Below are 26,591 nucleotides of genomic sequence, written 5' to 3'. Positions count from 1 at the left end.
CACGGCAGGCGATTGGGGCCGCGGGCTTCCTTCACATATCTTATCCGTTTATCCTGATCTGAATACGCCTTCCTACAACCAGTTTGCCAACACCATGTCATTAAATCGACCTTTGGTTCAATGGTTCGTTGACAAGTTTTTCCGATCGCCAGCTGGTGGTAATAGTCAACTGATTTCGCTGGTCGCCGTAGCTGATCTGCACGGCATCCCTCCTACTACGATCATTGGTGTAGAAATCGATCCCTTACAAACCGAAGGAATGCAGTTGCGGGATAAGTACCTATCAACTCTTTCAGGGGGTTACCCATGAATTTTTCGGGACATATGCTATTGTACCAAAGGCAGCTCAGGCTCAGGAATTGGCCGCGACTTAATTGCGTAATGCTTTTCAGTAAACTTGCTGTCTTTTCAAGATTAAATTACGAACAGGCGTATGGGTACAGAATTCACTGTACCCATACGCCTGTTCGTTCATGAAAAATCGTTTACTATAAAGTAGCCGTTGATGTTGCCGAGGCTCGACCTGATTTTTGAAAATCGAAAAGCAGCGAAATGTTTAGCAGGAGATAACCAATGATACACACTGGCAGAAGATACCGTACATAGATGGATAACCAGAGGGAAATCTGGAGATAATTAATCCAGTAATTGGTAAATGTGTAATCGGGATAAGCCTCCAGAAGAAACCGAATGGTTTGAGTAACTGGACTAAAAATGGGATAAGCAAGCAGCAAAATAGGCAGAAAGCTGAGTTCATAACGGACAAGGGATGTCCAGTTTAATTTTACCTGGGTAATCTTAAACAAGCGGTGAAACAGGTTCAGCAAGGCCGCGATAATAAGCGCGGTAGAGATCTCAGGAATAATCAGGCTTCGTACCAGGGCAGTTATATATACCCACAGTCCTCCTGCACGGTTGATTAGTTTTAGTTTTGCCTCATAGGCGATGTTCCATGACAGTAACTCGATGAACACTACTATAACAAGCAGAATTATCAGGCTGCTTAAGGGATTCTTTAGAAAGCTTCGAGTCAACTGAACTTCTTTCATCATGTGTTTGGCTTTTCCAGGAAGGTCAATAAACTGCAATCAGTCATTGATTATTAGCAATTTAGCGGGTTGTCGATAATTCGACTGTGTAAATTGATCGATCGGTTGCAGATTAAGACACGGGAAAGGGAATGCCGTATCTTACTCCTGTACTAGTCGTCCAGTAACGTCAACCCTTTCTCTTTATCCAGAAAATAATGACGATAGTTAGATGCTCCATTAAAACCTACATCGAGCCAGAACTCCGTCTCTGAAACCAGCGAGGTCATGCTCTGAACCGAATGGCCCCCATACACCCGAAAGTAATAGGTGTGTCCTCGCTCGAAATGTAAATAGGCGGTTTTCTTATTGGTTACGACAATACCTAAACTATCCGCGTTGGTTTCCAGTAGTGTGCAGCGACCAACCTTGATGGGTTTATCCGGATTCAGCGTCGTATGCAAAGAATTGGCAGGCATAGCTATAAAGTACAGCCTTGTGGTCGCAGGACTCTGGCAATAAGCGACAACGCTAACCATCATTAGCCTTAGAAAGAGCAGTAGTGTTTTCATAAGTTGAGATTTTTCCTAAAAACAGTCAACTGCACCGACTTTACTGTATCAATACGGAAAATTGTGCCGACTCTGAGGAGCCGCCCGACTAGTTCTCACTGTATCACTCGGAAAATGAGATAATCCGGGAATAAGTAGACTATGAAACGAAGAGCTTTAAATTGTATAATTCGACGCGCAAGTAAAACATTTTAAGTATTATATATTTTATTCTTATTGATTCCATCATTTACTTTACTTAACACATTAGTACTATTTATTTGACATCAACGGGATGAAATCAACGAGGATGGTTGAGAGGGCAGCTCTAATTGCTTTGGGTCTATTAGGTTCTGTTTCCTGTCAGGAACGTTCAACGACAACGCCCTGTAGGTTTGCCGATAACATAGCTGTTACAGGAGATTGCTATGATCCATCTGCTGGCCTAACCCTAACGGCTACTGGCTATGGTGATTCGCCATCGGGTTTTGAGTGGGTTATCTATGCGCTTAAGGATTCAGCATCCATAAATGGTTTTACTGCTCGGGACTTGAAGATCAATATAGAGGCCAGTGATCACATGACGGTACCTGACAGCATAGTAAATGCCAATGGACGGTTGATCGTGAAGGTCGCTACCAATTGCCAGGGCACATTAAAGCACTCCATGTACTATGCTTTTGTGAAGCGGACAGATGCAGTCAGTCAGTGTACAACATGGGCTCAACAATATACCAAGTAATAGTTTTCTACAAATAAAAAACGCCCGATCTCAGAGAAATCGGGCATTCGCTTCTATCCACACTATTTTAGGCTTTCAGCCCCAGAAAAGGGCTATACACGGCTACCATGTACAGACTTTATATCAGGTACTTACCCATTGGTTTATAGCCATCGTTTTTTTTCAACAAAGCCCTAACGGATCTGACATACGTTGGCAACTAGAGCAATTTCCTCGGGTTAATCGGTAGCCGTTTCCGTCACTTATCTTCAATTAATTCACCTATCAGCAACTATATTTTTACGGAAGAGCGTCTGGATTGGGAATAAAATTTAAAAATGAATGGGTCAATTGCTGGTATTTCTGCGTATCTACCTGATAGAAATAAGCTCCTTTACGAGAGAACCCTTTCTGTTTCTCATCTAATTTAATGAGCAGATTTGTCGAGAGGATTTTTCGACTAAAGTTCCTTTTATCGAATTCTGTATTGTAAATGGCATCGTACAGCTTCTTCAGTTGGGGAATGGTAAACTTCTCGGGTAAGAGTTCAAAACCGATGGGATGCTGAGATGCTTTGTAACGTAATCGCTTAATGGCTAAATCCACCATGTCGGCATGGTCGAAAAGCAGGGTTGGTAAGTCGTAAAGTGAAAACCAGCGGGCCTGATAGGTCTCCGAAATTTTAGAGGCATAATCTGCAACTTTCACCAGGGCAAAATAGGCTACGGAAATCGTGCGGGCAATTGGATCGCGATCAGGATCACCAAAAACACTGAGTTGCTCCAGATAGACATTGTTTAAGCCCGTGAGTTCCAGCAGAATTCGAGAGGCTGCCTGTCCTAAACTCTCGTCGGGTTGCAGCCAGCCGCCCATCAACGACCAGGTGGTTTCTTCTACCCCCCGTTTGACCAGTAATATCTTTAAACTTTCACCATCGAAACCGAAAATAATGGAATCCAATGCTAGAAGATAGGCATGTTGCTTTTTATACAGGTCGATCATTCGTTGCAATAAAGAGTGCTGTTAAGATAATTGATGGGCCGATTCCAGACTTCAAAAATTGGCATTTCCGCTCATCAAAAACAGAAATGGTACAAACTAAATGCAAGCTACTCGATTTTGCATTCAGAAATGAATCAGGATCATTGTCTCAGTTTCCCGGATTTCAGGTCCTGATCTGCCCATTTCCAGGCCAGATTCAATACCGTCTGCGTTTGCTGCGCTTTTTCAATAGCTCCCTGACTGAGTTGGGCCTGATGCAGACCCGACAACGCCCATCCATTGCGTGGAAACACGGTCAGATCCTGAGCAAATACGGCTTCGGCCTCCCTGTAGCGTTTGGCTTTCAGCAAAACAGTGCCAAGTGTATGGCGTACCGGAAAAAACCAGTCAGGCGGTTCCTGATAATTTAGTCCGTCCTCTAAAGAAACGGCTTCGGTTAATAAGTGTATACTGGATGATAATTGTCCTTCCTGTGCCATTATTTCGGCATTCAGAACCCGACGGGCGATTTCCAGAATTGAACTCATCGGATTAATTCCGGCTATCTTTAATTTGGCAATATCTGGGTCGGCTGTCAGTTTGTTGAGCTCCTGTAGTTCCAGTTTCGCTTTTAGAAGTTGCTGTTTACCAACTAAAGCCAGGCCACGGGCATAGTGCCGAATGGCGGTCGGATACTTTAGCCTTACCGTATCGTCCCGACACATACGAAGCAATTCGTCCCATTGTGAAAACTTGATGGCTACATGATAAGGTATGGTGTAATAATGCTGAAGCGTACTCCAGGCAGGATCGGCCAGCAGTTTTTTACTGGTATTTTCGGTAACTTTCCGGGCCGATTCCATCGCTAACCGGTAATTGCCTTCCATTGTAGCCGTGGCTACCAATAAGTGATAATTGTGTGGAAAGTAGTTCAATGGGAATGCTCCCTGTGCATACTTTCCCATCAAATAAAGGCTATCCACTTTCACGGCCTGCAAATTGCTTTGTGAGCCTTCGTGGTAGTCGCCTGTGCGGATGTATATGTGTGAGGGCATATGCACCAAGTGACTGGCATTTGGTGCCACCTTCCTGAGCATTGCCGCACTATTCAGTCCTCGTTCCGGTGTTTTAGACGCTTCTACGGCATGAATGTAATAATGATTAAGGGCTATATGGCTGGGGTTATTCGCCATTAATGTTTCCAGAGTCGTTATTATTCCGGGCGTCCAGGGCTTGGGTTTACCATCATGTTCCCATAAATCCCAGGGGTGTAAGTCCATCAATGATTCTGCATACAGAGCCGCAATGTCCGCGTCCTCAGGGAATTGTTCGTGAACCACCTTTATTGCCTGCGAATAAGCTTCATCATACGGCCTGCGGTCGTCGACAGGCGAGGCAGTATATCGTTTTGCCAGCGCATCGATCAACGCTTTTTCCTTATTCGTACAAGTTGCCGACAATTTAATTGCCCGTTGAATGGCTACGTAAGCGCGCTCATAGTTATCAGCTTCCATACCCGCATTATAGTTTGGTCCCAGCACGTAGGCAAATCCCCAGTAAGCCATGGCACAGGTCGAATCCAACCGGGTTGCTTCATAAAACGAACGGGCAGCTTCGGCGTGATTGAAGCCAACAGCGAGCATGAGTCCCTGGTTGAAATACCGTTGAACCTCCTGTTTCTGGGTAGTGATGGGAAAGTGCAGATTCCCCAGACTATCGAACAGGGGTGCCTTCTGGCCCGAGCTATACCAGGCTTTGTCAGTCGGTGCAGTGCGGCAGATAACCTGAGCTGTCGTTTGCCCGTCGGTGGCTTTTTGCCGGGATTTACAGGCCAGCAACAAGACGAGGAAGAGTACGGTTACCTTCATGTGGGTAGGCGTTTAGGTGGGTGAATTTAGTAGTCGCAACCAGTCATTCAATTACTACTCATTTCGATCAGGTCGTTGGTTCAATCAATACCTGATCGAAAATCTCCGCGAGGATTGCCTACGATTTTGCGCAGTTAAAGGCAAAGCAGCAAACTGATAACTAGCTATTTATCGTAATTCAGGGCAGGCAAATTACGATAAGCGGTTAATACCAGTCACGCCTATTTAGCTATCGGCCGCAGATTCCCTTAAAATCGCAATACTGGCACATTTCCAGTTGATCTGTCTTACGGAACGGCTCTGTGGGGTCGAGCATTTTCTGGACCAACGCCCGCAGCAATTCTTCCGAATCATGGATATACTGCGCCGGACTATCATCGGCTCCGAATGTAACTGGATTTGATTTGAAGCCACCCTTGAGGTCACGGAATGAATAAAACCCAGCTTCAACGGGTAGATTAGCAGCCGGATAGATATTTCGTTTTGCTTTATCACGGGGCAATCCACCGTGTTCGCTGATATTTTTGAGTGCCAGGTACCGGTAGAGCCATAACTGCCTCATTTTATCTTCCTTACCATCTTTCAGGAGCTTTTCGGCCAGATCTTTGGGCGCTTTATCGGGCAAATCAACCTTCCCCGTTTTATAATCTACAATGCGAATCTGGTCGCCGAACCGTTCAATACGGTCAATTTTTCCGGCAATGCGCACCCGGATCGACTGACCATTAATGAGTGGCACATCGAGGTATGTTTCGAGGGTTTGTTCGGTGCCGATAACCGTTAGTCCGACCTGATCGCTTTGCTGCCGATAAAAGTCGAGCATCAGTTTCTTGGCCAGATCATACAACAGCAGATTCATGCCCGATTCAATAACCCGCCCTTTCATCGACGAGGCAAATTCCTCTTCCAGCAATTTCCGTACGATTGACTCGTCGACAGGCTTCCCTTTTAGTCGATAATCAATATCCAGTCGTTCGAGCACCTTATGAAGCCAGCTTCCGAATTCGGCGGCTCCCATCTTTTCTTCTATTTCTTCTTCTTCACTGATGTTCACGATCCGGCTGAAATAAAACCGCATTGAACACGTAACAAATTGATTCAGATATGACGGATACAGTCCCTTTGTGGTCAACAGTTTGATTAAATCCGCCCGAACGCTTTCTGTTTTAGGAACGCTCAGATCGGATGTATCGGCCAATTGATTTATTCCCGTTCGCCCGAAGCGAACCGTTGGATGCGTAATACGAATAAGGCCATTTGAACGAGGCACCAGTTCATGTTCAATCTGCCGGATAAACCGACTGGGCTCGCCCTTGCTGTTTCCATAAGCATCGGTTGAGGTCGTATGCAACAGCACAATATCGCTGGCCCGTTGCAGCAATCGATAGAAGTGATAGGCCATAACGGCTTCCTGGTCGCGATAGGTAGGCAACCCTAGTTCCTGAGCAATATCAAAGGGAATCAGCGAATTGAGTTTGCGGGATTGGGGTAAAATCCCTTCGTTTACGGACAGAATAATAACCCGTTCAAAATCCAGTGCACGCGTTTCGAGCATACCCATGACCTGCAACTGGCTCTTCCCTTCGCTCGTGAATGGAATACTCGTCTGTCGAATCAACTCATACAGAAACTGCCGGAAGCTACGCACCGTAACGGCCGTTTCGGCATTTCCGGATTCCGTCTGTCGCTCAAGAGTTGCCTCCAGTTGTTTCAGAAGGGTAAAGAACAGGTACAGATATTCGATTTCAATGGCATCCTGGCTGGTTCGATATACGTCGCGCAGCAATTCGATCAGGTCATACAGACAACGGATTGCCTTCATCGGCTCCTCATTGGGCCAGCGCGCAAACAGCACCTGAATCAACGGATCATTCTGGCCTAATTCGTGCATATCCTCTTCGGTGAGGTATACGCGCTGATCTTTTACAATGGTTTTGGCAATCCACTGAAACAAAGGCTCCGGGGGCAGAATCTCGCCCGTTTCCTGCACACCTCCCGGCCACTGCAACGCCCGAATTCGCTCGTATTGCTTAATGAACGGATGGTTCAAAACCTTGACAACATGCCGATGGTGATATTTCGGAATGCGCAGATCGCGACCATCCTTCGTTCGGAACTCATGCACAGTACGCTGCATTTCAACCAGCGTATCAACCAGCGTAAACAGCAATGAACTGCGTAACGATAAGCCCATTGTTACGTTCAGATCGGTAACGCTCTCATCGAGCGCGTAGAGCACAGGCATCAGTAACGTTTCATCAGCCAGCACGATGGCCGTCTTTTTGGTCGATTCGCTCCTCTGCTCCCGACCCCAGTCGGCATAAAGCTTTCCGGCTACCTTCGCCTGCATACTGGCATTGGGAACACCAACGACGCGAATATTTTTTTCGGTACCGAGCAGATTATTAGAGAGTTGACTCAGATCTTCGCGGTTCTTTTTCGAGAAGAACCAGCCATTTTCGCGGTATCGACGCAAAAATTCACCCGCTTCCTGCCCCCAGTCCCGGATGTAATATTGATCGGCATCCCAGATCAATTCGGCTTTATTCGCATCAACCAATACGCGGACAATGTGCTCCTCGGCACGACTGAGTGCATTGAAGCCCACAAAATAGACACGTTCATAGCTTAGATTGTCCCGAATCAGTATGTCGACATTCTGGGCAAGCAACCGATAAGCCATGCCCCGATAAGCCAGTCCCTGATCGGTCAGGCGTTTATGCAATGCATGATAGGCTATCTGAAGGTTTTCGAAGAGCTTAAAGTACCGATTAGTACCGGCTGTTTCCAGAATTGGTTTTGCGGAAACCGGTCGATCCACCTGCCATCGTTCGAGTGCTTTGGCTGCGGTCAGGTAGCTAAACAGCTCAGGGGGATCGATCAGGTACTGATCGATCCGGTCGAAGTCGGCCAGCAGGACGGATGCCCAGCCAATAAATTGCTCGAACTCAACCAACGGATCGATCTCCCGGAAAACGTCGTAGAGCTCAAACAACAAGCTCACTGAATCAACCAGCTGTAGACCAGCTGCCTGCGTAATAAAATCATCGACGGCTAACGCATGGGGAGCCAGAAACGGTCGGTCTGAAAGCGATGCCAGTTCATCAAGAAAAACGGACACTGCCCGTCGGGTAGGCAAAATAACCCAAACATCGCTAAGGCTGGGGCCGTGCGTGTCAAAAATTCGCTGAGCTGTTTGTTTAAGAAAAGTCAAATGAACGTACTGGTTAGTCGCACAGTAAAGGTACAACTTGTCGGGCACTGACTCACGTCGAATGGACTCTTTCCTGAGCAACTATTTCAGTGCATCCGATCGCCCCGAACTTCCAGATTAGCGATAATATCGGCTTCAACGGCCAGAAACTCCTTCCACCGCTCCCGCACGCGCTCAGCGGGTATGTATGTTTCGGCCAGCTCGATGAAATTGCGGTAGTGCCCCGCTTCGGAGATCATTAGTTCCCGGTAAAATTTCCGTAAACTCTCGTCGGCAATGTGTTCAGAGAGAATTTTAAAGCGTTCGCAGCTTCGGGCTTCAATCAGGGCGTTTAGCAACAGATTGTCCATCAATTGTTCTTTCTGATCCCCAATCGACCGGCGTAATCGCGCCCTTAACTGATTAACATACTCATCTTTACGTTGACGGCCGAGTGGAATATTGCGCTTCCGAAGTTCTTTCAATACCCGTTGAAAATGCCCCCACTCTTCAGCAACTACTGGTGTAAGTACTTCTACCAGCTCCTCTTTGTCAGAATATTGAACAATGAGCGATATACACGACGAAGCGGCTTTCTGTTCGCAATATGCGTGATCGATCAAAATATCGCCGATATTCATTTCGGCGATGTTCACCCAGCGTGGATCGGTGGGCAGTTCGAGGCCTAAGGTTGTAAGCGACATAGCAATTAGTCAATGCAGCAACAAAGATACATACGAACCGACTGATTGCCCGGGAACGCACCGCTTCAATCGTAAAGAAACCTTTGACCATTGTCGATGTTATTGATCCGGGACTTAGAAAGTCCTGTAGAACTCCCCGATTCGGAATCCTGACTCCAGATTTCGTGTTTTTAAAGCAATGACTGACGTTTTCATGAATTGGAAAAACATACGATTTGTTCCGGGCTATTTGGTCGTTTTTACGCTGCTTTTTATAGCCTGTAAGCAGGCGCCGACCAACGCAGCGGCCGAAAATACCAATCCAGTGGACACGCGTCTGGCGACCCTGCCTGTGTTAAAGTCTGGCGAGGCCATTGCTACGTTTGCAGGGGGTTGTTTCTGGGCAACCGAAGAAGAAATGAAGTCGCTGAAAGGTGTTCGGGCTGTTGTTTCGGGTTACGCGGGTGGTGACCTCGAATACCCGACCTATGAGCAGGTAGGGACGGACCAAACGGGTCATGCCGAATCAGTACAAATCTATTACGACCCGACTATCCTTTCATATGACACACTACTGGACGCTTTTTTTGCCGGTCATGATGCAACGGAACTTAACCGGCAGGGGCCCGATATAGGTAAACACTATCGCTCTGTTGCTTTTTATCGAACACCCGCCGAAAAATCCAGAATTGACGCTGCCATTCGGCGTGAATCGAAAAACCACAAAGCGCCTATTGTTACCCAAGTGGTTTCCCTCGTTACATTCTATCCCGCCGAAATGTATCATCAGGATTATTATCGACAACACCCTTACAGCCTATACATCCATCTTGTTTCGGAACCCAAAGTCGATAAGTTCCGAAAACGAATGGCGGAGTGGGTAAAGGAATAAATCGGATAAGTATCCAAACATTCGGCCCGTCCCAGGACAATTTGTCAGGCCCCGCAACCGTTCGGCCAAATCTGATATTGCGGGATTGACCTGAACCTTGTAACATTGTTCAGTCTTTTACAACACGGGCGTCCCCGTAATGACAGACAAACTATGCCAGAACCTGATAAATCGCTTGGTCAAAAGATTCTGAATTTCTTCGTTAAAGAAGAAGTGTCAGGCGTTGCAGCCGGAACACCCGCTGCCCCAACACCAACAACGCCACGTCCGGCAGCACCCAACGCGCCAACTCCAGGGCCAGCTCAACCGATCCCTCCGGCTCCGGTAGGTACGGGTGCAGTTGACCCCAAGTTTGCCGAACACCTGGCCAATGTACTGGCACAGAACAATCCGCCCGGGCCCGACTATTTCGAGTATCGGGAAACACTGCGAAGTCTGGCTAATCTGGGCCTTCCTGAAGACAAGCAGTATCAGGCGGCCTGGGCTAGTTTTAAGGCTCTGGGTGGTTCCAGTGATATTGCTGCATTGACTAAAACCGCGAATCAGTATATTGCAGCTCTGAATAACGACCGGGATGCCTTCGCAAAAAGTGTCGACGCTGCCCTCGCTGATCGGGTTGGTGGTTTGCAGAATGAGCAGAAACGCCTGCAAACCGAAAATGAAGCACTGGCCAAACAGCTGGTAGAGATTCAACAGAAGATCAGCGCCAACACCGATCGGCTTACGGCTATCGGTGGCGAAATAACGGATCAAAGTGGTAAAATCACGCAGAACCGGCAGAACTACGAAGTGACATTCTCGCATTACACGGAACAAATCAAAAACGACATTACCAAAATAACTCAGTATTTAAAGTAAGTTTTCAGTTTCCAGTGACGACCTTTTCAGTTGATGTAAACTGAGCTATTCATTGAAGACTGAATGACCTTAAACAGAAAACACTAAACAATGGCTACTCCTGATTTTTCGCAACTTGGTGGTAATACGGACGTGGAAAAGCGTTCGTTCTGGAGCCGCCCCGAAGGCATTCTGGGCATGATTACCCTGGCCGGTATTGCCGGTTTCGGGCTCGTTTATTTCAACCGAATCATTGAATTTCTAATCAGAGCTACCTCAAATGTGCTTGAACTGGCGCTCCTGCTCGGTGCCCTGGGCGTCCTGATTTTCCTGTTCACCAGTAAAGATGTTCGGACTGCGGTTTTCTTTCTGTTCAAAACACTCATGCGCAGCCTGACTGGTACAGTCATTCAACTGAATCCCATTGCGATCATGAAAATCTACATTCAGGATTTGAAAGACAAACGGGAGAAAATGCAGGGGCAAATTAATATTCTGGCGGGGCAACTGGTTAAACTGAACAAGAAAATCGGTGAAAACAATGAGACCATTAAACAGAAATTTGCCGAAGCCAATAAAGCGAACTCCTTAAGCGACAAGCCTGGTATGCGCGAAACGGCTCAATTGGCCACCATCGAGGGCGCTGGTTTGCAGGAAATGAACGAAAAGCTGCTGCCACTTCAGCGGAATATGAAAAACGTGCTGGCCTTCATGGAAAAAGTAAACCAGAGCGCCGATTATATTATCAAGGAGACTGAAATCAAAGTTCGTCTCAAAGAGACTGAATACCAGATTGTTAAAGATAGTTCAAACGCACTTAAAACGGCCGTTAGTATCTTTAAAGGCGATCCGGACAAGAAGTTTTACTTCGACCAGTCAATGGAATATATTCAGGACGATATGAGTATGAAACTTGGCGAAATGAAGCGGGCGATGGACCTCTCGATGGACTTCATCAATGGTGTAGACATTCAGAACGGGATTCTCTCCGATAAAGGAGAAGCCCTGCTGGAAGCTTACAATAAAGGTGAATTTAAAATGGTGCAACTCGATGCACCCGCTCAACCCCTTAATTTAGGCCCCAATCCGCAGAAAGACGCCGGATATCGGAATCTGCTCGATTAATCATGTAGGAGTGAAAGAGCGAATGAGCCATTTAGTTGCTCCTCCAATCTTTCACTCGTTTATTCGTTCACTCTTTCATCCTTTCAACATATGCAACGTTTAACTGTGGCCGGTCGGCTGCTCATCACGGCCCTGATTCTGGCCGCTATTTTCTTCGGGTTCCGGTATTTCGGTGGTAGTGAAGCGCTGCGCAAAATTGCGCCGAAACAATCAGAAGAATCCGCTACGCTCCCCAAATCGGACGAGCAGGGATCGTCTACTTCGGCCGACGAGTCATCGGCTTCAGATAATAACTCGGCTTCATCAGGCGAGGCAACGAGTGCTGGCTCAGGTCGGTCATTTACCTATACGCCCCCTGCTCCCAACGGTGGTAAACTCAAAGGTGTTGTGGAGCTAGGTGCCAGTGGATTCAACTCATTTATTATCCGGGTCGATGATCAGAAAAACTGGAAGCTCGAAAAAGCGGAATTCGGGAATAGTCTGGTCATCGAAAACATGGCTTCGGACGATGATATCCGGTCGGGTTTAAAAAGCTACATCGGCAAAATGCTCGATTTTGGGGTGAGTGGACGCGACATCCATTTTGTGGTAAGTTCAGGAGCAGTAAAAGCCGAGGGAACCCAGAAGATCATCAAAGCGCTGAAATCGCTGAATTACTTTGTAAACACCGTTACACCTGAACAGGAAGGTTCACTGGGACTTAAGTCGGTCCTTCCCGCTGATTATTACAACAATTCATTCGTTGTCGATATTGGCTCTGGTAATACCAAAATTTCCTGGAAAGAAGGTAGCTCGACTAAAGCGCTGGAAACCTACGGAGCCAAATATTTTCAGAATGGGACCAGCGATGAGACAGTAACGACGGAAGTAACGGCCAAAGCCAAACAAGTGCCGGAAGATCACCGCAAAACCTGTTTCATTATTGGTGGGGTGCCGTTCGAGCTGGCCAAATCAGTCAGAAAAGATAAAGAACGCTATACGGTCCTCGACGCACCTTCGGCTTATAAGTTAGACAATGCTAAATCGAAAGCTGGGTTGAACATCTACAAAGCCATTGCGGACGCGACTGGTTGCAACCAGTTTGTGTTCGACTGGGATTCCAATTTTACAATTGGCTTCCTACTTAATATGCCCAACTAACGGGTTTGAGAATCAGGCCCATTCAGCAAAAAGCCCGATCCCAGACGTCTGGAATCGGGCTTTTTGTATACGAAGCATTTTTTTAAATTGTTGCTCTAACAAATACTCTTCCAATTTAGATTTTTTACGTACTCGTCATGAATGTGGTTGATTATAAACCGATTAGATTTTTGAAACTTAATCGGTTTAAAGTGGCCGAGCATTAGGTTGACGGGTTATGTTGGCTAAATGATTGAAAGCCCCGGTATTCTGACGAACCGTAAATCCAATAAAATTTACCGGTCTTTTTTTCGCTCCCAGTTACCTTTCTCCGGTTGTGGGCGCAGCAAATATACGTCGAGGAGGGCGTATGGCCGGGCGAGGTATTCGCGAACGAGGGTGCGAAGGGAGTAACCATCGGGAACATCCTGGGCGGCAAAGGCAATAGCCTCTATTCCCTCATGATTACCAATGTAGAGCGCACGGGCATTGTGGAAATTCTGGGAGATAATCGTAATTTTTTCCTGGTTGAAGACGTCTTTGCAGCGAACGACTGAATCGAATGTCCGATAACCAGCGTAATCGAGTGTCATTACGGATGTTGGTACCCCTAGTTTTACCAGTGCCCGCTGCATGTCTACTGGCTCATTATAGTACTCCGAATCGTTATTTCCGCTCAGAATCAGGTATTTAATTTTCCCCTCCTTCCAAAGTCGGGCAGTAGCTTCCATCCGGTAACGGAAGAAAAGGTTTTCTTTTCCAGATCGAACAAACTTACTCGTGCCAAGCACCAGGCCGACATCGTTAGCGGGTAACTCATTGATGTCAAAATAGATCTGGTCCTGTGTGTTATGAACAACCCACCAATTGCTAATCAACACGACCATGGCCCCCGTGAATGTCAGCGCAATGGTAAACTTGATGGTCCATTTGACCACGCGAACGCCAACCGCTTCGCGGGGCGTGTCGTCGCTGTAGTCGGTGGCCAACGTCGTGTTCATTTTACAAACTAAAATGTGGATTTTCGATTAATCCAACAACATTACCAAATGGATCTTTTATGGATGCAGTCTTAATTCCGTCGCCTACATCCTGAATATCAGTGTGTATACTCGCTCCCAAATTAAGAAATCTTTGTATTACTTTATCAATATCGGCAACGCCCCAATAGCTAACGGTGCTACCCTCAACAATTGACGCATCGGGAATAAGTCCCAGTTCATAACCACCCACGTTGAATCCTACGTAAAAGGGCTCATCGAAATAAGGCTCGATCGCCAGTGCTTTTGCATACCAGGCCTTTGTTGCCGAAAGGTCTGGAGCTGCATAAATTACCGTTCGTAATCCTAAAAAAGGCTTTTCTTCCATGGCTGTATTCACCTTCCAGAATCCAGTTCTGGAAGGATTTAATGGTTCTAGGAAAACAATCCTAACTGAACAGACTCTTTTTCGTCTGTCTCCGTTGTACTGGTTTCAACAGGATCTGCCGGTTTTATTGGATTCTTTACCGCATTCGGAATCACAACCTTTGGAGCCAGCAGTTTTACTTCTTTCACCTTAGCAAAAGGAAGTTTATTTCCTAGTGCTTTCCAACCCCGCACTTCAATAAAACCTTCTGGCTCAAGGACCATTTTTTCGAGTGGACCCCTATCCTTTACCTGATGCACAATTTCAATACGCGGAAAGCGATCGGCTGTTACGGCCAGGTTCTTCGATCCTTTGGTATCACCAATAAAACTAAATTTCTTATCAAGCGATGTTGTTTCGACTTTAAACCGTTTCACATACCACGCCTTCTGATTGATCTCGTAATAGATCGCCGACAGGACCGTTTCCGGATCAAATTTCATTAACACAGCCACCTCATTCGGCTCATACCGATTGGTCAGGTCAAAGCTGGTCAATTCATACTGTCCATCTTTATAAACGACCAGAATGCTATCTTTTGCATCAAAATTGCCGAGAAGTCGTCCGCGTTCGTCGCGATTCAACCGCCCGAGGTGGTCGTCATACCAGATATCGACACCGCCCAACGTTGAAACACCGCCCGATTTCTGAGTAATCTTTCGCACGGGGTATTTGGTTAGAATATTCCCCTGGGCTCCCCGATTCTTAATACCGACCGAAGCAAAGTCGAAATCAAACTGCTTGATTTTTGCGGTAGACTGCGCCGTCAGATTTATCGTTATGATTTCTGCCTCACCATTATCATTCGCACTGAAATAGGATAGCTTCGATTTCGGATTACCCATGGTCAGGTCATACTCGCGATCACGTGTGACGCCCGTAACGGGAAAGCGCTTTGCCATCGAAATTCCCGATTTTCCATCCAGATAAACAAGGTTGTAAATCTTACGCTCGTCGTTTTTCTTGAATACAGAAACGTGCACAATATCCTTGCCGACGAATATCTTTTCCTGAATTTTAGTAACCAGACATTTCGCGTCGCGCCGGAAGATAATGATGTCATCGATGTCGGAACAGTCGCTGACGTACTCATCTTTCTTCAGGCCATATCCGATAAAACCACCTTCTCGATCTACATAAAGCTTCTGGTTGGCAGCAGCCACCACATTAGCAGAAATCGTGTTGAAGGCCCGTATTTCGGTCTTACGTTCGCGACCTTTGCCGTATTTCTTTTGCAGATCTTTATAATAAGCAATGGCATAACGGGTAATATTAGCCAGGTTATCTTCTGTCTCGGCCAATTCCTGCTCCAGCCTGCGCATCAGTTCCTCGGCCTTGAATCCATCGAATTTGGAAATTCGCTTGATCTTGATTTCGGTCAGGCGAATCAGATCATCTTCGGTAATTTCCCGGTAGAACTGCTTCTTAAACGGTTTGAGGGCTTTATCGATCGTTACCAGTACGGCCTCGAACGTTTCACACTCTTCTATTTTACGGTAAATCCGGTTTTCAATGAAAATCTTTTCGAGCGAACTGTACAGCAATCGCTCCATTAATTCACTACGCCGAATTTCAAGCTCGCGTTGCAACAACTGTACCGTTTGGTGTGTGTTGACGCGCAGAATATCCGTTACGCTGACAAAATGAGGTTTGTCGCCAATGATTACGCAGGCATTGGGCGAAATCGACACTTCGCAATCTGTAAATGCATAGAGCGCATCAATGCTCACATCGGGTGATACGCCTGGCTGGAGATGAACCAGAATCTCAACGTCTCTGGCCGTATTGTCAACGACGGCAGCCACGTTACGGCTGGGGGCCTTAATTCTGATTTTACCTAATTCAGCCGCTTTAACGATGGACTCAATCAGTTGTGGCGTGGTAATGCCAAACGGAACGTCACGAATTGCCAGTGTTTTCTTATCGACTTCTTCTATTTTGGCTCGAACCCGAACCTTACCACCCCGATGACCGTCGTTGTAGTTACTGACATCAATCAGTCCCCCCGTCTGAAAATCAGGAAAGAGCGAAACGGGCTTGTCTTTTAGGATCTGGATCGACGCTTCGACCAGTTCATTGAAGTTATGCGGCAGAATTTTGGTAGAAAGTCCAACGGCAATGCCTTCTACACCCTGCGCAAGCAGTAATGGAAACTTGACGGGCAGGGTTACCGGTTCACGTTTACGGCCATCGTAGGATAGCTGCCATTCCGTCGTCTTGTCATTATAAATAGCATCCTGAGCAAACTTCGAAAGCCGAACTTCAATGTAACGAGGAGCAGCAGCCCCATCGCCCGTACGAACGTCTCCCCAGCTTCCCTGCGTATCGAACAGCAGTTCTTTCTGACCAATGTTAACAAGCGCTTCACCAATCGATGCATCACCGTGCGGGTGAAACTGCATGGTCTGGCCGATGACGTTTGCGACTTTGTTAAATCGGCCATCGTCCATTTCTTTGAGTGCATGCAGAATCCGGCGCTGAACGGGTTTCAGACCGTCTTCAACGGCAGGTACAGCCCGCTCAAGTATGACATACGATGCGTAATCGAGAAAGTAATTTTCATACAGCCCTGAAACGACGGTTTGGTCATGCAGGACTTCGTTAATGGTGTCAATCGGTTGTTCATCCGGTCCTATAGCGTCGATTGGCTCTGCGCCGTCGGCAGAATTATCTGCTCCATGCAGTGACTGTTCGTCGTCTATCGGTTCCTGATTTTCTTCGTTCATCATGAATTGTAATAGGTACTATTTCAATGGATAATTAGGCGGGGTTTGCCGAACGATATATCCTCGGTTCAACTCCTTAAATATACAAAAAAAAGTTGAAAAATCGGCTTTAAAAGCCCAAAAATCGACAAAAAATACTAAACTGACTTTTGTATTTACGGTTAATATCCCCGGCCCAATTCGACCCCATTCTCGACTGGTTCACCAGCCCGGAACCGGTTAAAGTTTTTGATAAACTGAACCACCTTACCCGCATCTTCGTCGGGTTGTCCACCGCCGGTGTGCTGCGTCAGCAGCACGTTCGGTAACGTCCAGAGTGGGTTGTCGATGGGCAGTGGTTCAACAGCTGTCACGTCGAGTACAGCGCCCCCCAGGTGTCCGGATTGCAACGCTTTGATCAACGCCAATTCATCCGTTGTACTACCCCGGCCTACATTAGCATAGATACTGCCTTGCTTCATAGCTGCCATCAAATCTGCCGAAACAAATCCGGTTGCTGTACCGGGCAGGCAATTCACTACGATATCGGTTTGAGGCAGGACCGCTTTCAGTTCATCAATCGAATGCAGTTCGGCTTTAGGGTCCGTGCGGGCAAGCATTTTGACCACACAATCAAAGCCACTCATCATCTGCCGCACAGCCTGTCCGATTGTACCCGTACCTAGAATAACAACGTGTTTGTTACGGAGCAATCCGGTTCTGGCCCGAATCGGTGCACCAACCCATTCACTCTGGTTCTGCAAGGTTACTAATTCGGGAATACGCCGGTAAAGAGCCAGAATACCCGCCAGCATAGTTTCAGCGCAGGGCCAGGCGAAGTAATCACCCATGTTGGCCACAATTGCCTGAAGTTGAACGTTTTTGTAGCCATCAAAACCGGCAGAATCCAGCTGCCAGAACTTCAGGTTGGGCAATGACCCTGCAAACCAGGCCGATGGCGGGTTTCCCAGTACTAAATCGGCCGTCTGAAAGGCTGTTTGTTGGTCTGCTGGTGGCAGATCATGGCGAAACACAACGGTTATGTCGGCAGGAAGTTGCTGACTAAGTGTATTTTTAAACGTATTATTGAGTGCCGTGTTAACAAATAGTTGCATACTGAAATTACGTAATTCTGACCGATTTGGTTGCGTTCTAGCGGAAAAACCGACTGTTAAAGAGATAAACTACTTTATCCTGAATTTTTGGCTCAGGTACCCGACAGCCTTCTTTTCCGTTTTCAACAGATGCACAAAGAACACAACGAGTTCTCCCTGTGCGCTTTGTGCCTCCGTACGAAATAGTGGATAAAACAGAACGAATGATGCGCTGTTATTTACTACCGCCTTTTAACTGAGCCAGGAGCCAACTGGTCATTTTTTCGGTTTGCTCAGGAAAGGTCCAGTGGCCTGTATCGAGATAAGTATCGAGTTCTTTTGGGCCGGGAATTACATTGTAGGCCGCATACATGGAGGTTGGCGGACAGGTTTCGTCGTTAAATCCCCACGAATACCGCCCCGGCACTTTCACGAGTCGGGCAAAATTGACTACGTCGTAATAACCCGTCGTTTTAATGCGATCGGGCTTGTTGTTATACGCCAACTCGTTGCCCGCAAACAAGTGTGGCCACCCCCCGGCACGACCATTCAGGTAGCCCGTCACGTCGCTCAGCGCTGGATAATAGGCCGCCAGCCATTTAATTCGCGAATCAAGACCCGCCGTAACAATGGACAAGGCTCCTCCCTGACTACCGCCCGTAACGGCCAGATTCTGACCGTCATACTGCGGCATACTTGCCAGAAAATCGACGGCACGTACACAGCCCAGATAAACACGCTTGTAATAATAGCGGTCACGATCGTCGAGGTTAGCGGCCTGATAACCGCTCAATGCCCCTCGGCTGAGGTTATCATACACGATTTGATTCATCGTGACGGGAACGCCGTGAATACCTACTTCGAGCGTAATAAACCCTTTTTCGGCTTCAGAAATCATGCCATTGTACGGCCGAACCCCCGCTCCGGGCACTCGTAGAATAGCCGGGTATTTACCCTCTTTCTTGGGCACACACAGGATTCCGTAGAAGCGGGAGTTGTTAATGTTTTGAAGACTCAGTTCGTAGACATTCGTTAGTTCGGTACAGCGCTCAGGCAGTAACGTCATGCGGGCGTCGATGGGTATGGCAGCCAGATCGGTTTTTGCCTTGTCCCAGAATGCCTGAAAATCGGCCGGATTGGCAACCGTTGGCTTAATGGTCTGTGGTTCAAAACCCGCCGTTGTGAGCCCCCGGTACTCTTTGCCATCCAGTTCAACGGTCGCGATACAGCGCAGGAAACCAGCCGTTTTCATTGTACCACCATCCAGCGCCAGCGTTCCGTCGCGCAAGGTAACGGTTTCCTTTTTCGTTGGCTCCATCTTTTCGGGGCCAATCTCATACCGAAGTTTCGCACCTTTCAGCAGCACGTTACTTCGGTAAACCGAGATGTTAAATTTGACCGGTTCGCCGGTTTTATAAACCCAGTCGTCGTGATTGGGTGTAACGATAACTTTGACGAGACGCTCGGCCGGTTGGGCAACAAGATCTGCAATACAAAACAAGTAAAGGACAATAAATAGCCGTTTCATGCAAGAGGTAAAGATGTTTACCGGTAGAAGTTGATTCGGATTTTGGCCTACTCATTCTGACGGAACTCCGCGATGAAAACGGACAAAGTTGACGTATGCCCTACTTCCTATGCCACTCGTGCGGGTGTCTGGTAACCACGCCGAACCATCTGAATATTGACAATACAACGGATCAGTAAGGTTAATGGAAACACCACGTCGAAGCCTCCCGGCACTTTTGAGAAGATCATCCCCAATAGAATCAATACAGCAGTAAGACTGAAATACATAGTTCGGCGCCGGGAAGTTGCTTTCGAACTGGTAGCCCAAAAAATCAGAGGCAAATGAAGCGGCATCATGTAAAACAGCGTCGGATTCCAGGCCGTTACGCCGTGATCGGTGCCCACCCATAACAGAAAGAGAAACCAGCCCAGAAAACCAACAATACCAAATAGCCATCGATCGAGCCAGCGGTCCACTTTCCCCGCCTGGTAGCGACGTGCCGTAAATAAAGCGATAATAATACCCACCAGCGTAAACACGACATTAGGGTCCAGAATAAATGGCAACTCATGCGGAAAGGTCTTCGCGGCCGTAAAAAGGGTCTGATCACGAGCTACCAACGGCACTACCTGACCGGAAGCCTGTTTTAATTTGGCCTGCGCCATCTGATCATACACATTTTCGGGCAGGTACATAGCGTGCCAGCCATCGGTCTGTTCATCAGCTGGTTGTCCGATAGCCAGGTTCATTCCGAGTTTGGCCCAGGCTTTTTCGCCCAGATAATCATTCATCCAGTCGCGATAGGATTTACCTGTCATTCGGGATCGCGATGGCATTATCAAACTATCACCGCAGGCCTTGGCGATCACATCGCGGGGCCGAGTTGCACAGTTGTCGTAGAAAAACTTGTACTGGTAAGTTCGATTTTCAGGCAGCATGTTGGTTGCCAGCACCGTAAACAATTGCTGTTTCTGACCCGGCGACAAATTCAGCACCTGTTCCCGGATGGTTCGATTTTCGGCCTGATACGCATACATCATGACGTACATCTCGTACGCATCGATGTAGTAGGGTAATGTGCCGCGCAGAAATTTAACGTAGAAATTATTCTCAGCGAACCGGAATCCTCCCCATCCATACGTTCGGTCAATGTTCTGGGTCGGGTCGTAAATACGAATGGCCGTATGGCCAAAAACTGAATACAGTTCCTCCCCCGACCCGAATGTAAGCAAACTTACCTGCGCCGATGGCGAAAACGGCTGCGCAACTGCTTTGTGATGGCTACTGAGTATGAGTTGAAGAACGAGCAGAAAACTGCCGATTATTTGTTTGACCATCCGGTTGCTATTCATCGTCTTCGTTGTCATCAACGTCATTTTCATACTGTCGTTTGGCCTTTCCTTTGGCCGGTTCTTTTCCCTGAACGCAGATAACAAGCTCACCTTTTATCATTTTTTGGGCAAAATACGCAATTAGTTTGGACAACGATCCCCGCTGATTTTCCTCGAAAACTTTTGTCAGCTCACGCGAAACACTGGCCGGCCGATCGGGACCCAATACTTCCGAAAACTGTTGCAGGGTTTTGATCAATCGATGGGGTGATTCATAGAACACCATGGTCCGCTCCTCTTCGGCCAGTTCGGAAAGGCGTGTCTGGCGGCCTTTTTTATGCGGCAGAAACCCTTCAAAGGTAAATCGATCATTGGGAAGGCCCGAATTAACCAGTGCCGGTACAAAAGCGGTTGGTCCGGGCAGGCATTCGACCAGAATATCGTTTTTGATACACTCACGTACCAGAAGAAAACCGGGGTCTGAGATACCTGGCGTTCCGGCATCGGAAACAAGCGCCAGTGTTTTCCCTTCTTTCAGTTGATTCACCAGCCGCTGAACGGTCTGATGTTCATTAAAAATGTGGTAGCTATGGAGCGGTTTGCTGATGTTCAGATGTCGGAGCAACACGCCCGATGTACGGGTATCTTCGGCCAGGATTGCGTCGACACTTTGCAGCACTTTAATGGCCCGGAGGGTAATATCGTCGAGATTGCCGATGGGCGTCGGCACGAGGTACAGTTTCATGCCGCAAGTTAACTGTCAGCTTCCGTCAATCACAAAAACTTCATGAAGCAGGATAGATTACATTAAAAATGCCTTTATACGTGTAAAGCCATCCACCTACTGGTTTTCCTATCTATTTGCTGTCTGATTTTATGAAATCAACCCTATTCTACTTGATTCGCCGATCACTTAACCTCCTGTTCATCAGCCTTTCGTTATGCTATTCGGCATCAGCTCAGCGCTGGACTGCCCAGCAAGCCAATGACTGGTATAAAACCCAACCGTTTCTGGTAGGGGCCAATTTCATTCCCAGTACCGCCATCAATCAGTTGGAAATGTGGCAGGCCGAATCGTTCGATCCGGCGACGATTGACCGCGAGCTGGGGTATGCCGAATCGATCGGGATGAATATTATGCGGGTGTTTCTGCACAATCTGGTCTGGGAGCAGGATGCAGAAGGGTACAAAAAACGGATCGATCAATTTCTGCAAATCGCCGATAAACATCACATCAAAATTATGTTTGTGCTGTTTGATTCCTGCTGGAACGACGACCCCAAACCAGGCAAACAACAGGAGCCGGTTACGGGCAAACACAACTCAGGCTGGGCACGCTCACCGGGTACTAAGCGTCTGTTCGATTCACGCACATGGGGCGGACTGGAACAATATACTAAAAGTGTGATTACCGCGTTCGGGAACGACAATCGCGTCATCGTCTGGGACTTGTTCAATGAGCCGTCCAATAACGGCTACAACGACGCGGTTCTGCCCCTGCTGACCAAGACATTTACCTGGGCACAATCCGTGCGACCATCGCAACCCATCACGGCGGGCTGGTGGAATGACCATCCCCTATCGAACGACCTGATGTTCAGCCAGTCGGATATCATAACGTTCCACAATTATGCTGAAGCGCCCAAGCTGGAAGCGCAAATTCTTGACCTCCAGAAACTTGGGCGACCGCTCATTTGTACCGAATACATGGCCCGAACCCGTAACAGTACATTTGAAACCTGCCTTCCTGTATTCAAAAAGTATAAAGTTGGCGCCATAAACTGGGGACTGGTAAAAGGGAAAACCAATACCATCTACGCCTGGGACGCCCCAATGCCTAGTGGCGAAGAACCAAAAGTTTGGTTTCATGATATTTTCCGCCCCGATGGCTCAGTTTTCGATCCCAAAGAAACGGCCTTGATCAAGCAACTGGCAACGGGAAAATAATCGATTTTATAACCCTGGTCTTTCGCCGATAGGTTTACTTACTACCATGAAATCTACCTTCCTTAGCCTGACTACTGTTCTTCTAGTGACTTTCGTAAATTCATACGCACAGAAAGCGACCTCTGTCAACAATCGTGCTCCACTGGCTCCGCAGAAATACCTTGAATTGCCGCTTGGAGCCATTAAACCCGAAGGCTGGCTTCATCACCAGCTCGAGGTAATGCGTGATGGGTCAACTGGTCATCTGGACGAGTATTACCCTAAGATCAAAGACGATAACGGCTGGTTGGGTGGTAAAGGCGATGGCTGGGAGGAAACACCCTACTGGCTCGACGGTGCCGTTCCGCTGGGGTATCTGCTGGATGACAAAACCCTTAAAGATAAGGTCCAGAAATACATTAACTGGAGCCTGGAGCACCAGCGGCCCAACGGTTTTTTTGGCCCTTATACCAAAAAGGAAGTAGCCAATGGCGGAAAAATGAATTCCTGTGCCGATGGCGAAGACTGGTGGCCTCGCATGGTGATGCTGAAAGTCCTTCAACAATACTACACCGCCACGAACGACAAACGGGTCATTCCGTTCATGACCCGGTATTTTCGCTACCAGCATGAAAGCTTGAAAACCTGCCCGCTCAATAAATGGACCGAATGGGCCGAGTCGCGCGGGGGCGACAACATTATGGCCGTGTACTGGCTTTACAACCAGACTGGCGACAAATTTCTGCTCGATCTGGCGGATATACTTTATAAACAAACGACCAACTGGACCGACCTGCTCGGTGGTCGTAACTGGGCTATTGGAGCAGCCGTCAACCAGACGAGCCAGCGGTGGATGGATCGGCACGCGGTTAATGTGGGGATGGGGCTGAAACTACCCGCCGAATATTATCGGGGCAAAAAAGACGCAAAGTATCTGTCGGCCGTGAAGACTGGTTTTAATGACCTGATGACACTTCATGGTCTCCCTCACGGCATGTTTTCGGGTGATGAGGATCTGCATGGCAACGAACCAACCCAAGGTGTTGAACTCTGCGCCATTGTTGAAACCATGTTTTCGCTGGAAGAAATCATCGGCATTACGGGCGATCCTGCTTACATGGATGCCCTCGAACGTATGACGTTCAATGCGCTCCCAACCCAAACGACCGATGATTACCATTCCCGACAGTATTTCCAGATTGCCAATCAGGTACAGGTCTCAAGGGGTGTTTATGATTTCTCACTTCCCTTCGATCGGGGGATGAACAACGTGTTTGGCCCCTATGCCGGTTACACCTGCTGTACTGCCAATATGCACCAGGGCTGGACAAAATACGCGTCGCATCTCTGGTACAGGTCTGCCCAGGAAAATGGCCTTGCCGCGCTGGAATACGCACCTAACACTGTTAAGTCGCCGGTTGGTGATGGAACAACGGCAACCATTCAGGAAGCAACAAATTACCCCTTTGACGATCAGATTACGTTCTCGATCAGTCTCCCCAAAACAACCACTTTCCCACTTGATTTACGCATACCAGGTTGGTGTAAAGAAGCTACCATACTACTCAATGGAACGAAACTTCGCTCGGATAAGGGAGGGCAGATCATCAGTCTGAATCGGGCATGGAAAAACGGAGATAAAGTAACGCTACAACTGCCGATGCAGGTCACCACGAGCAACTGGGCCAAAAATTCCCGTACGATCGAACGCGGCCCCCTGGTCTATGCTCTGAAAGTAGAGTCAGAAATAACCGAAAAGAAAATCAAAGAAGAGGGGACTTATTACGAATTTCAGCCGAAGGGTAACTGGAATTATGGCTTACCTAAAGCATTGGTTGATGACCCTGTCAAAAATACGACTGTCGTTATGAAGCCAGTCGCTGCCAATTTTGTGTGGAATGAAACCAACGCACCCATCGAAATCAAAACCACCGGGCGGCAAATTCCTAACTGGAAAATCGTTGAGGGCGTAGCCCGTCAACCCGTTACACCCCGGGATGGTGTTTACAAAGGCGAAGTAAACGACAAAACCGAAACCATTACGCTCATTCCGTATGGCTGCACCAAACTTCGGGTCGTAGCCTTTCCGGTCGTCCCATAGCGATTCACATATCGACCGTTTAAAAACACAATTTATTTGCTATAACTACCAATATTCTAAAAATCAATAAATTATCCTACCTTTAAAGTATCCTCTTTTCTAAATTTAACTGAACATGAAAACAGCTTTAAAATGGATTGGCATCCTTGTATGCGTTGTTATTGTAGGAATTGTTGGCGTAATGGCTTATGTTAAACTAGGTCTGCCAAATGTGGGTGATGCGCCTGCGCTGAAGGTGGAGAAAACACCGGAACGTGTTGAACGGGGTAAGTATCTCGCCAATCATGTTGCGGTCTGTATCGATTGCCACAGTACCCGTGATTTTACCCTTTTTTCAGGACCCTTAGTACCCGAAACGCATGGCAAAGGGGGGGAACTGTTCGATCAGAAAGCCGGGTTTCCCGGCTCATTCACGGCCAAAAACATCACCCCTTTTGGCATTGGAAACTGGACCGATGGTGAAATCTACCGGGCCATTACAACGGGCGTCAGTCGCGACGGTCATGCGTTTTTTCCGGTTATGCCCTATCCCTATTATGGCAAAATGAACGATGAAGATGTGCAAAGCATCATAGCCTACCTGCGTACGCTTAAACCCATCGACAATAAGCCCGCTGAATCGAAAGCAGATTTTCCCTTCAATTTTATTCTGAACACCATTCCCAAAAAAGCTGAGCCAATGCCGCTGCCCGACCCCACCGATGAGTTGGCAACGGGTAAATACCTGGTGACAATCGCCGGTTGTATTGAGTGCCATACCCAGGTTGAAAATGGCCAGATTATCAAGGAAAAGGCATATGCTGGTGGCCGCGATTTTAATCTCCCATCAGGAACACTGTATACACCGAACATAACGCCAGATAAAGAGACAGGCATTGGAAAATGGACCAAAGAGCTATTTGTCTCCCGATTTAAAGCCTACGCCGACAGTAGCTACAAGCCCCATAAAATTGGGCCAACCGATTTCCAGACGCTTATGCCCTGGATGATGTATTCTGGGATGAAAGAGCAGGATCTGGGCGCTATTTACACCTACCTGATGACACTGCAACCCGTTCAGAATAAGGTAGCCAAGAAATTTAAGCCCATCGTGGCCATGCGCTAACACAGTCGATTAACTTAAAATAGCAGTTATTCAGTAGGTAGCTCTAGGGTTATCTACTGAATAACTGCTATTTTTTAGCATTTATAGCCTGGTTATCAGCGAGCTCTATAGCGATTAGAAACGAATAAGTCTTCTTAAGCCTCTAAAACAGTATCAAAAAAAGTACGAAAAAAAATAGATTTTGAAATCCAGAAGGTAAAACCCTGATGTATATATGCTGTAAGACTTCCAGGAGGCCTTTCTGAAAACTCGTTACGAATTCGGCTTTTAATCGCCGATCACTCAACTGATTTATTGCGAATCGGACACTCGTTGTCCCAGCCCGCGAGGAGCCTAAAAGCTCCGATTTGGTACCTGTGTGTCTAATTTTTTATCCTAAAAAAAAATGAAATCAAACCAACAATACCGAATCTG

22 protein-coding genes are annotated in these 26,591 nt (G+C 47.4%); 9 read left to right on the top strand and 13 right to left on the bottom strand.

Annotated elements, in window-relative coordinates; translation table 11 throughout:
- Positions 1–37: 37 nt before the first annotated feature.
- Entirely contained in the window at positions 38–310 is a 273-nt protein-coding gene (locus G8759_RS18780) for an alpha/beta hydrolase fold domain-containing protein (protein WP_317166793.1), read from the top strand.
- A gap of 178 nt (positions 311–488) precedes the next feature.
- Here G8759_RS18780 and G8759_RS18775 read toward each other — a convergent pair whose 3' ends face one another.
- Positions 489–1,052: a hypothetical protein gene (locus G8759_RS18775; protein ID WP_167210712.1), complete on the bottom strand. Its 564-nt coding sequence runs from the start codon at positions 1,050–1,052 to the stop codon at positions 489–491.
- Between the two features lie 149 nt (positions 1,053–1,201).
- Positions 1,202–1,600, bottom strand: a complete 399-nt coding sequence (locus G8759_RS18770) for a hypothetical protein (protein WP_167210709.1) — start codon at positions 1,598–1,600, stop codon at positions 1,202–1,204.
- A gap of 274 nt (positions 1,601–1,874) precedes the next feature.
- Between G8759_RS18770 and G8759_RS18765 the strand changes: the two genes are divergently transcribed.
- Positions 1,875–2,321 (top strand): hypothetical protein, encoded by a 447-nt coding sequence (locus G8759_RS18765; RefSeq protein ID WP_232073867.1) that lies wholly within the window; start codon positions 1,875–1,877, stop codon positions 2,319–2,321.
- 279 nt (positions 2,322–2,600) lie between these two features.
- On the opposite strand, the gene G8759_RS18760 is transcribed toward G8759_RS18765, so the two are convergent.
- The 4 genes from G8759_RS18760 to miaE form a co-directional block, all read right to left on the bottom strand.
- The gene (locus tag G8759_RS18760) at positions 2,601–3,302 is read right to left on the bottom strand and encodes an NUDIX hydrolase (protein ID WP_167210705.1); all 702 of its coding nucleotides are present in this window, start codon (positions 3,300–3,302) and stop codon (positions 2,601–2,603) included.
- A 140-nt stretch (positions 3,303–3,442) separates the two neighbouring features.
- A complete protein-coding gene (locus tag G8759_RS18755) occupies positions 3,443–5,149 on the bottom strand; it encodes a tetratricopeptide repeat protein (RefSeq protein ID WP_232073866.1) in 1,707 nt (568 codons plus the stop codon).
- Between the two features lie 229 nt (positions 5,150–5,378).
- Entirely contained in the window at positions 5,379–8,363 is a 2,985-nt protein-coding gene (locus G8759_RS18750; RefSeq protein WP_167210701.1) for a PD-(D/E)XK nuclease family protein, read from the bottom strand.
- Positions 8,364–8,449: 86 nt separating this feature from the next.
- Positions 8,450–9,046, bottom strand: a complete 597-nt coding sequence (gene miaE, locus G8759_RS18745; protein WP_162384236.1) for a tRNA-(ms[2]io[6]A)-hydroxylase — start codon at positions 9,044–9,046, stop codon at positions 8,450–8,452.
- Between the two features lie 178 nt (positions 9,047–9,224).
- Between miaE and msrA the strand changes: the two genes are divergently transcribed.
- The 4 genes from msrA (at position 9,225) to G8759_RS18725 (ending at position 13,019) form a co-directional block, all read left to right on the top strand.
- Positions 9,225–9,917 (top strand): peptide-methionine (S)-S-oxide reductase MsrA, encoded by a 693-nt coding sequence (msrA, locus tag G8759_RS18740; RefSeq protein WP_232073865.1) that lies wholly within the window; start codon positions 9,225–9,227, stop codon positions 9,915–9,917.
- 153 nt (positions 9,918–10,070) lie between these two features.
- Positions 10,071–10,775: a hypothetical protein gene (locus G8759_RS18735; RefSeq protein ID WP_167210698.1), complete on the top strand. Its 705-nt coding sequence runs from the start codon at positions 10,071–10,073 to the stop codon at positions 10,773–10,775.
- 90 nt (positions 10,776–10,865) lie between these two features.
- Positions 10,866–11,879, top strand: coding sequence for a hypothetical protein (locus G8759_RS18730; protein WP_167210695.1), 1,014 nt, complete (start codon positions 10,866–10,868; stop codon positions 11,877–11,879).
- 90 nt (positions 11,880–11,969) lie between these two features.
- On the top strand, positions 11,970–13,019 hold the full coding sequence (locus G8759_RS18725) for an acetate and sugar kinases/Hsc70/actin family protein (protein WP_167210692.1): 1,050 nt from the start codon (positions 11,970–11,972) through the stop codon (positions 13,017–13,019).
- A 275-nt stretch (positions 13,020–13,294) separates the two neighbouring features.
- Here G8759_RS18725 and G8759_RS18720 read toward each other — a convergent pair whose 3' ends face one another.
- From G8759_RS18720 to rsmI, 7 genes are all read right to left on the bottom strand, one after another.
- Entirely contained in the window at positions 13,295–13,999 is a 705-nt protein-coding gene (locus tag G8759_RS18720; protein ID WP_197933030.1) for a SanA/YdcF family protein, read from the bottom strand.
- Position 14,000: 1 nt separating this feature from the next.
- On the bottom strand, positions 14,001–14,366 hold the full coding sequence (locus tag G8759_RS18715; RefSeq protein ID WP_167210689.1) for a VOC family protein: 366 nt from the start codon (positions 14,364–14,366) through the stop codon (positions 14,001–14,003).
- 47 nt (positions 14,367–14,413) lie between these two features.
- Positions 14,414–17,134 (bottom strand): DNA gyrase/topoisomerase IV subunit A, encoded by a 2,721-nt coding sequence (locus G8759_RS18710; RefSeq protein ID WP_167210686.1) that lies wholly within the window; start codon positions 17,132–17,134, stop codon positions 14,414–14,416.
- Positions 17,135–17,292: 158 nt separating this feature from the next.
- Positions 17,293–18,225: a D-2-hydroxyacid dehydrogenase gene (locus G8759_RS18705; protein WP_167210683.1), complete on the bottom strand. Its 933-nt coding sequence runs from the start codon at positions 18,223–18,225 to the stop codon at positions 17,293–17,295.
- Positions 18,226–18,439: 214 nt separating this feature from the next.
- A complete protein-coding gene (locus G8759_RS18700) occupies positions 18,440–19,732 on the bottom strand; it encodes an acetylxylan esterase (protein WP_167210680.1) in 1,293 nt (430 codons plus the stop codon).
- Between the two features lie 107 nt (positions 19,733–19,839).
- Positions 19,840–21,096, bottom strand: coding sequence for an Lnb N-terminal periplasmic domain-containing protein (locus tag G8759_RS18695; RefSeq protein WP_232073864.1), 1,257 nt, complete (start codon positions 21,094–21,096; stop codon positions 19,840–19,842).
- A complete protein-coding gene (gene rsmI, locus G8759_RS18690) occupies positions 21,059–21,790 on the bottom strand; it encodes a 16S rRNA (cytidine(1402)-2'-O)-methyltransferase (protein ID WP_167210677.1) in 732 nt (243 codons plus the stop codon). Before rsmI ends, G8759_RS18695 begins: the two co-directional genes overlap by 38 nt.
- 131 nt (positions 21,791–21,921) lie before the next feature.
- On the opposite strand from rsmI, the gene G8759_RS18685 reads away from it, so the two are divergent.
- From G8759_RS18685 to G8759_RS18675, 3 genes are all read left to right on the top strand, one after another.
- Positions 21,922–22,992, top strand: coding sequence for a cellulase family glycosylhydrolase (locus G8759_RS18685; RefSeq protein WP_167210674.1), 1,071 nt, complete (start codon positions 21,922–21,924; stop codon positions 22,990–22,992).
- A 46-nt stretch (positions 22,993–23,038) separates the two neighbouring features.
- Positions 23,039–25,072, top strand: a complete 2,034-nt coding sequence (locus G8759_RS18680) for a beta-L-arabinofuranosidase domain-containing protein (protein WP_167210671.1) — start codon at positions 23,039–23,041, stop codon at positions 25,070–25,072.
- Between the two features lie 115 nt (positions 25,073–25,187).
- Positions 25,188–26,177: a c-type cytochrome gene (locus G8759_RS18675; RefSeq protein WP_167210668.1), complete on the top strand. Its 990-nt coding sequence runs from the start codon at positions 25,188–25,190 to the stop codon at positions 26,175–26,177.
- Positions 26,178–26,591: the final 414 nt, after the last annotated feature.

The organism is Spirosoma aureum (assembly GCF_011604685.1).
Lineage (GTDB): Bacteria > Bacteroidota > Bacteroidia > Cytophagales > Spirosomataceae > Spirosoma > Spirosoma aureum.
The sequence above is the reverse complement of the archived record's forward strand: the minus strand, read 5'-3'. Positions and strand labels throughout refer to the sequence as shown.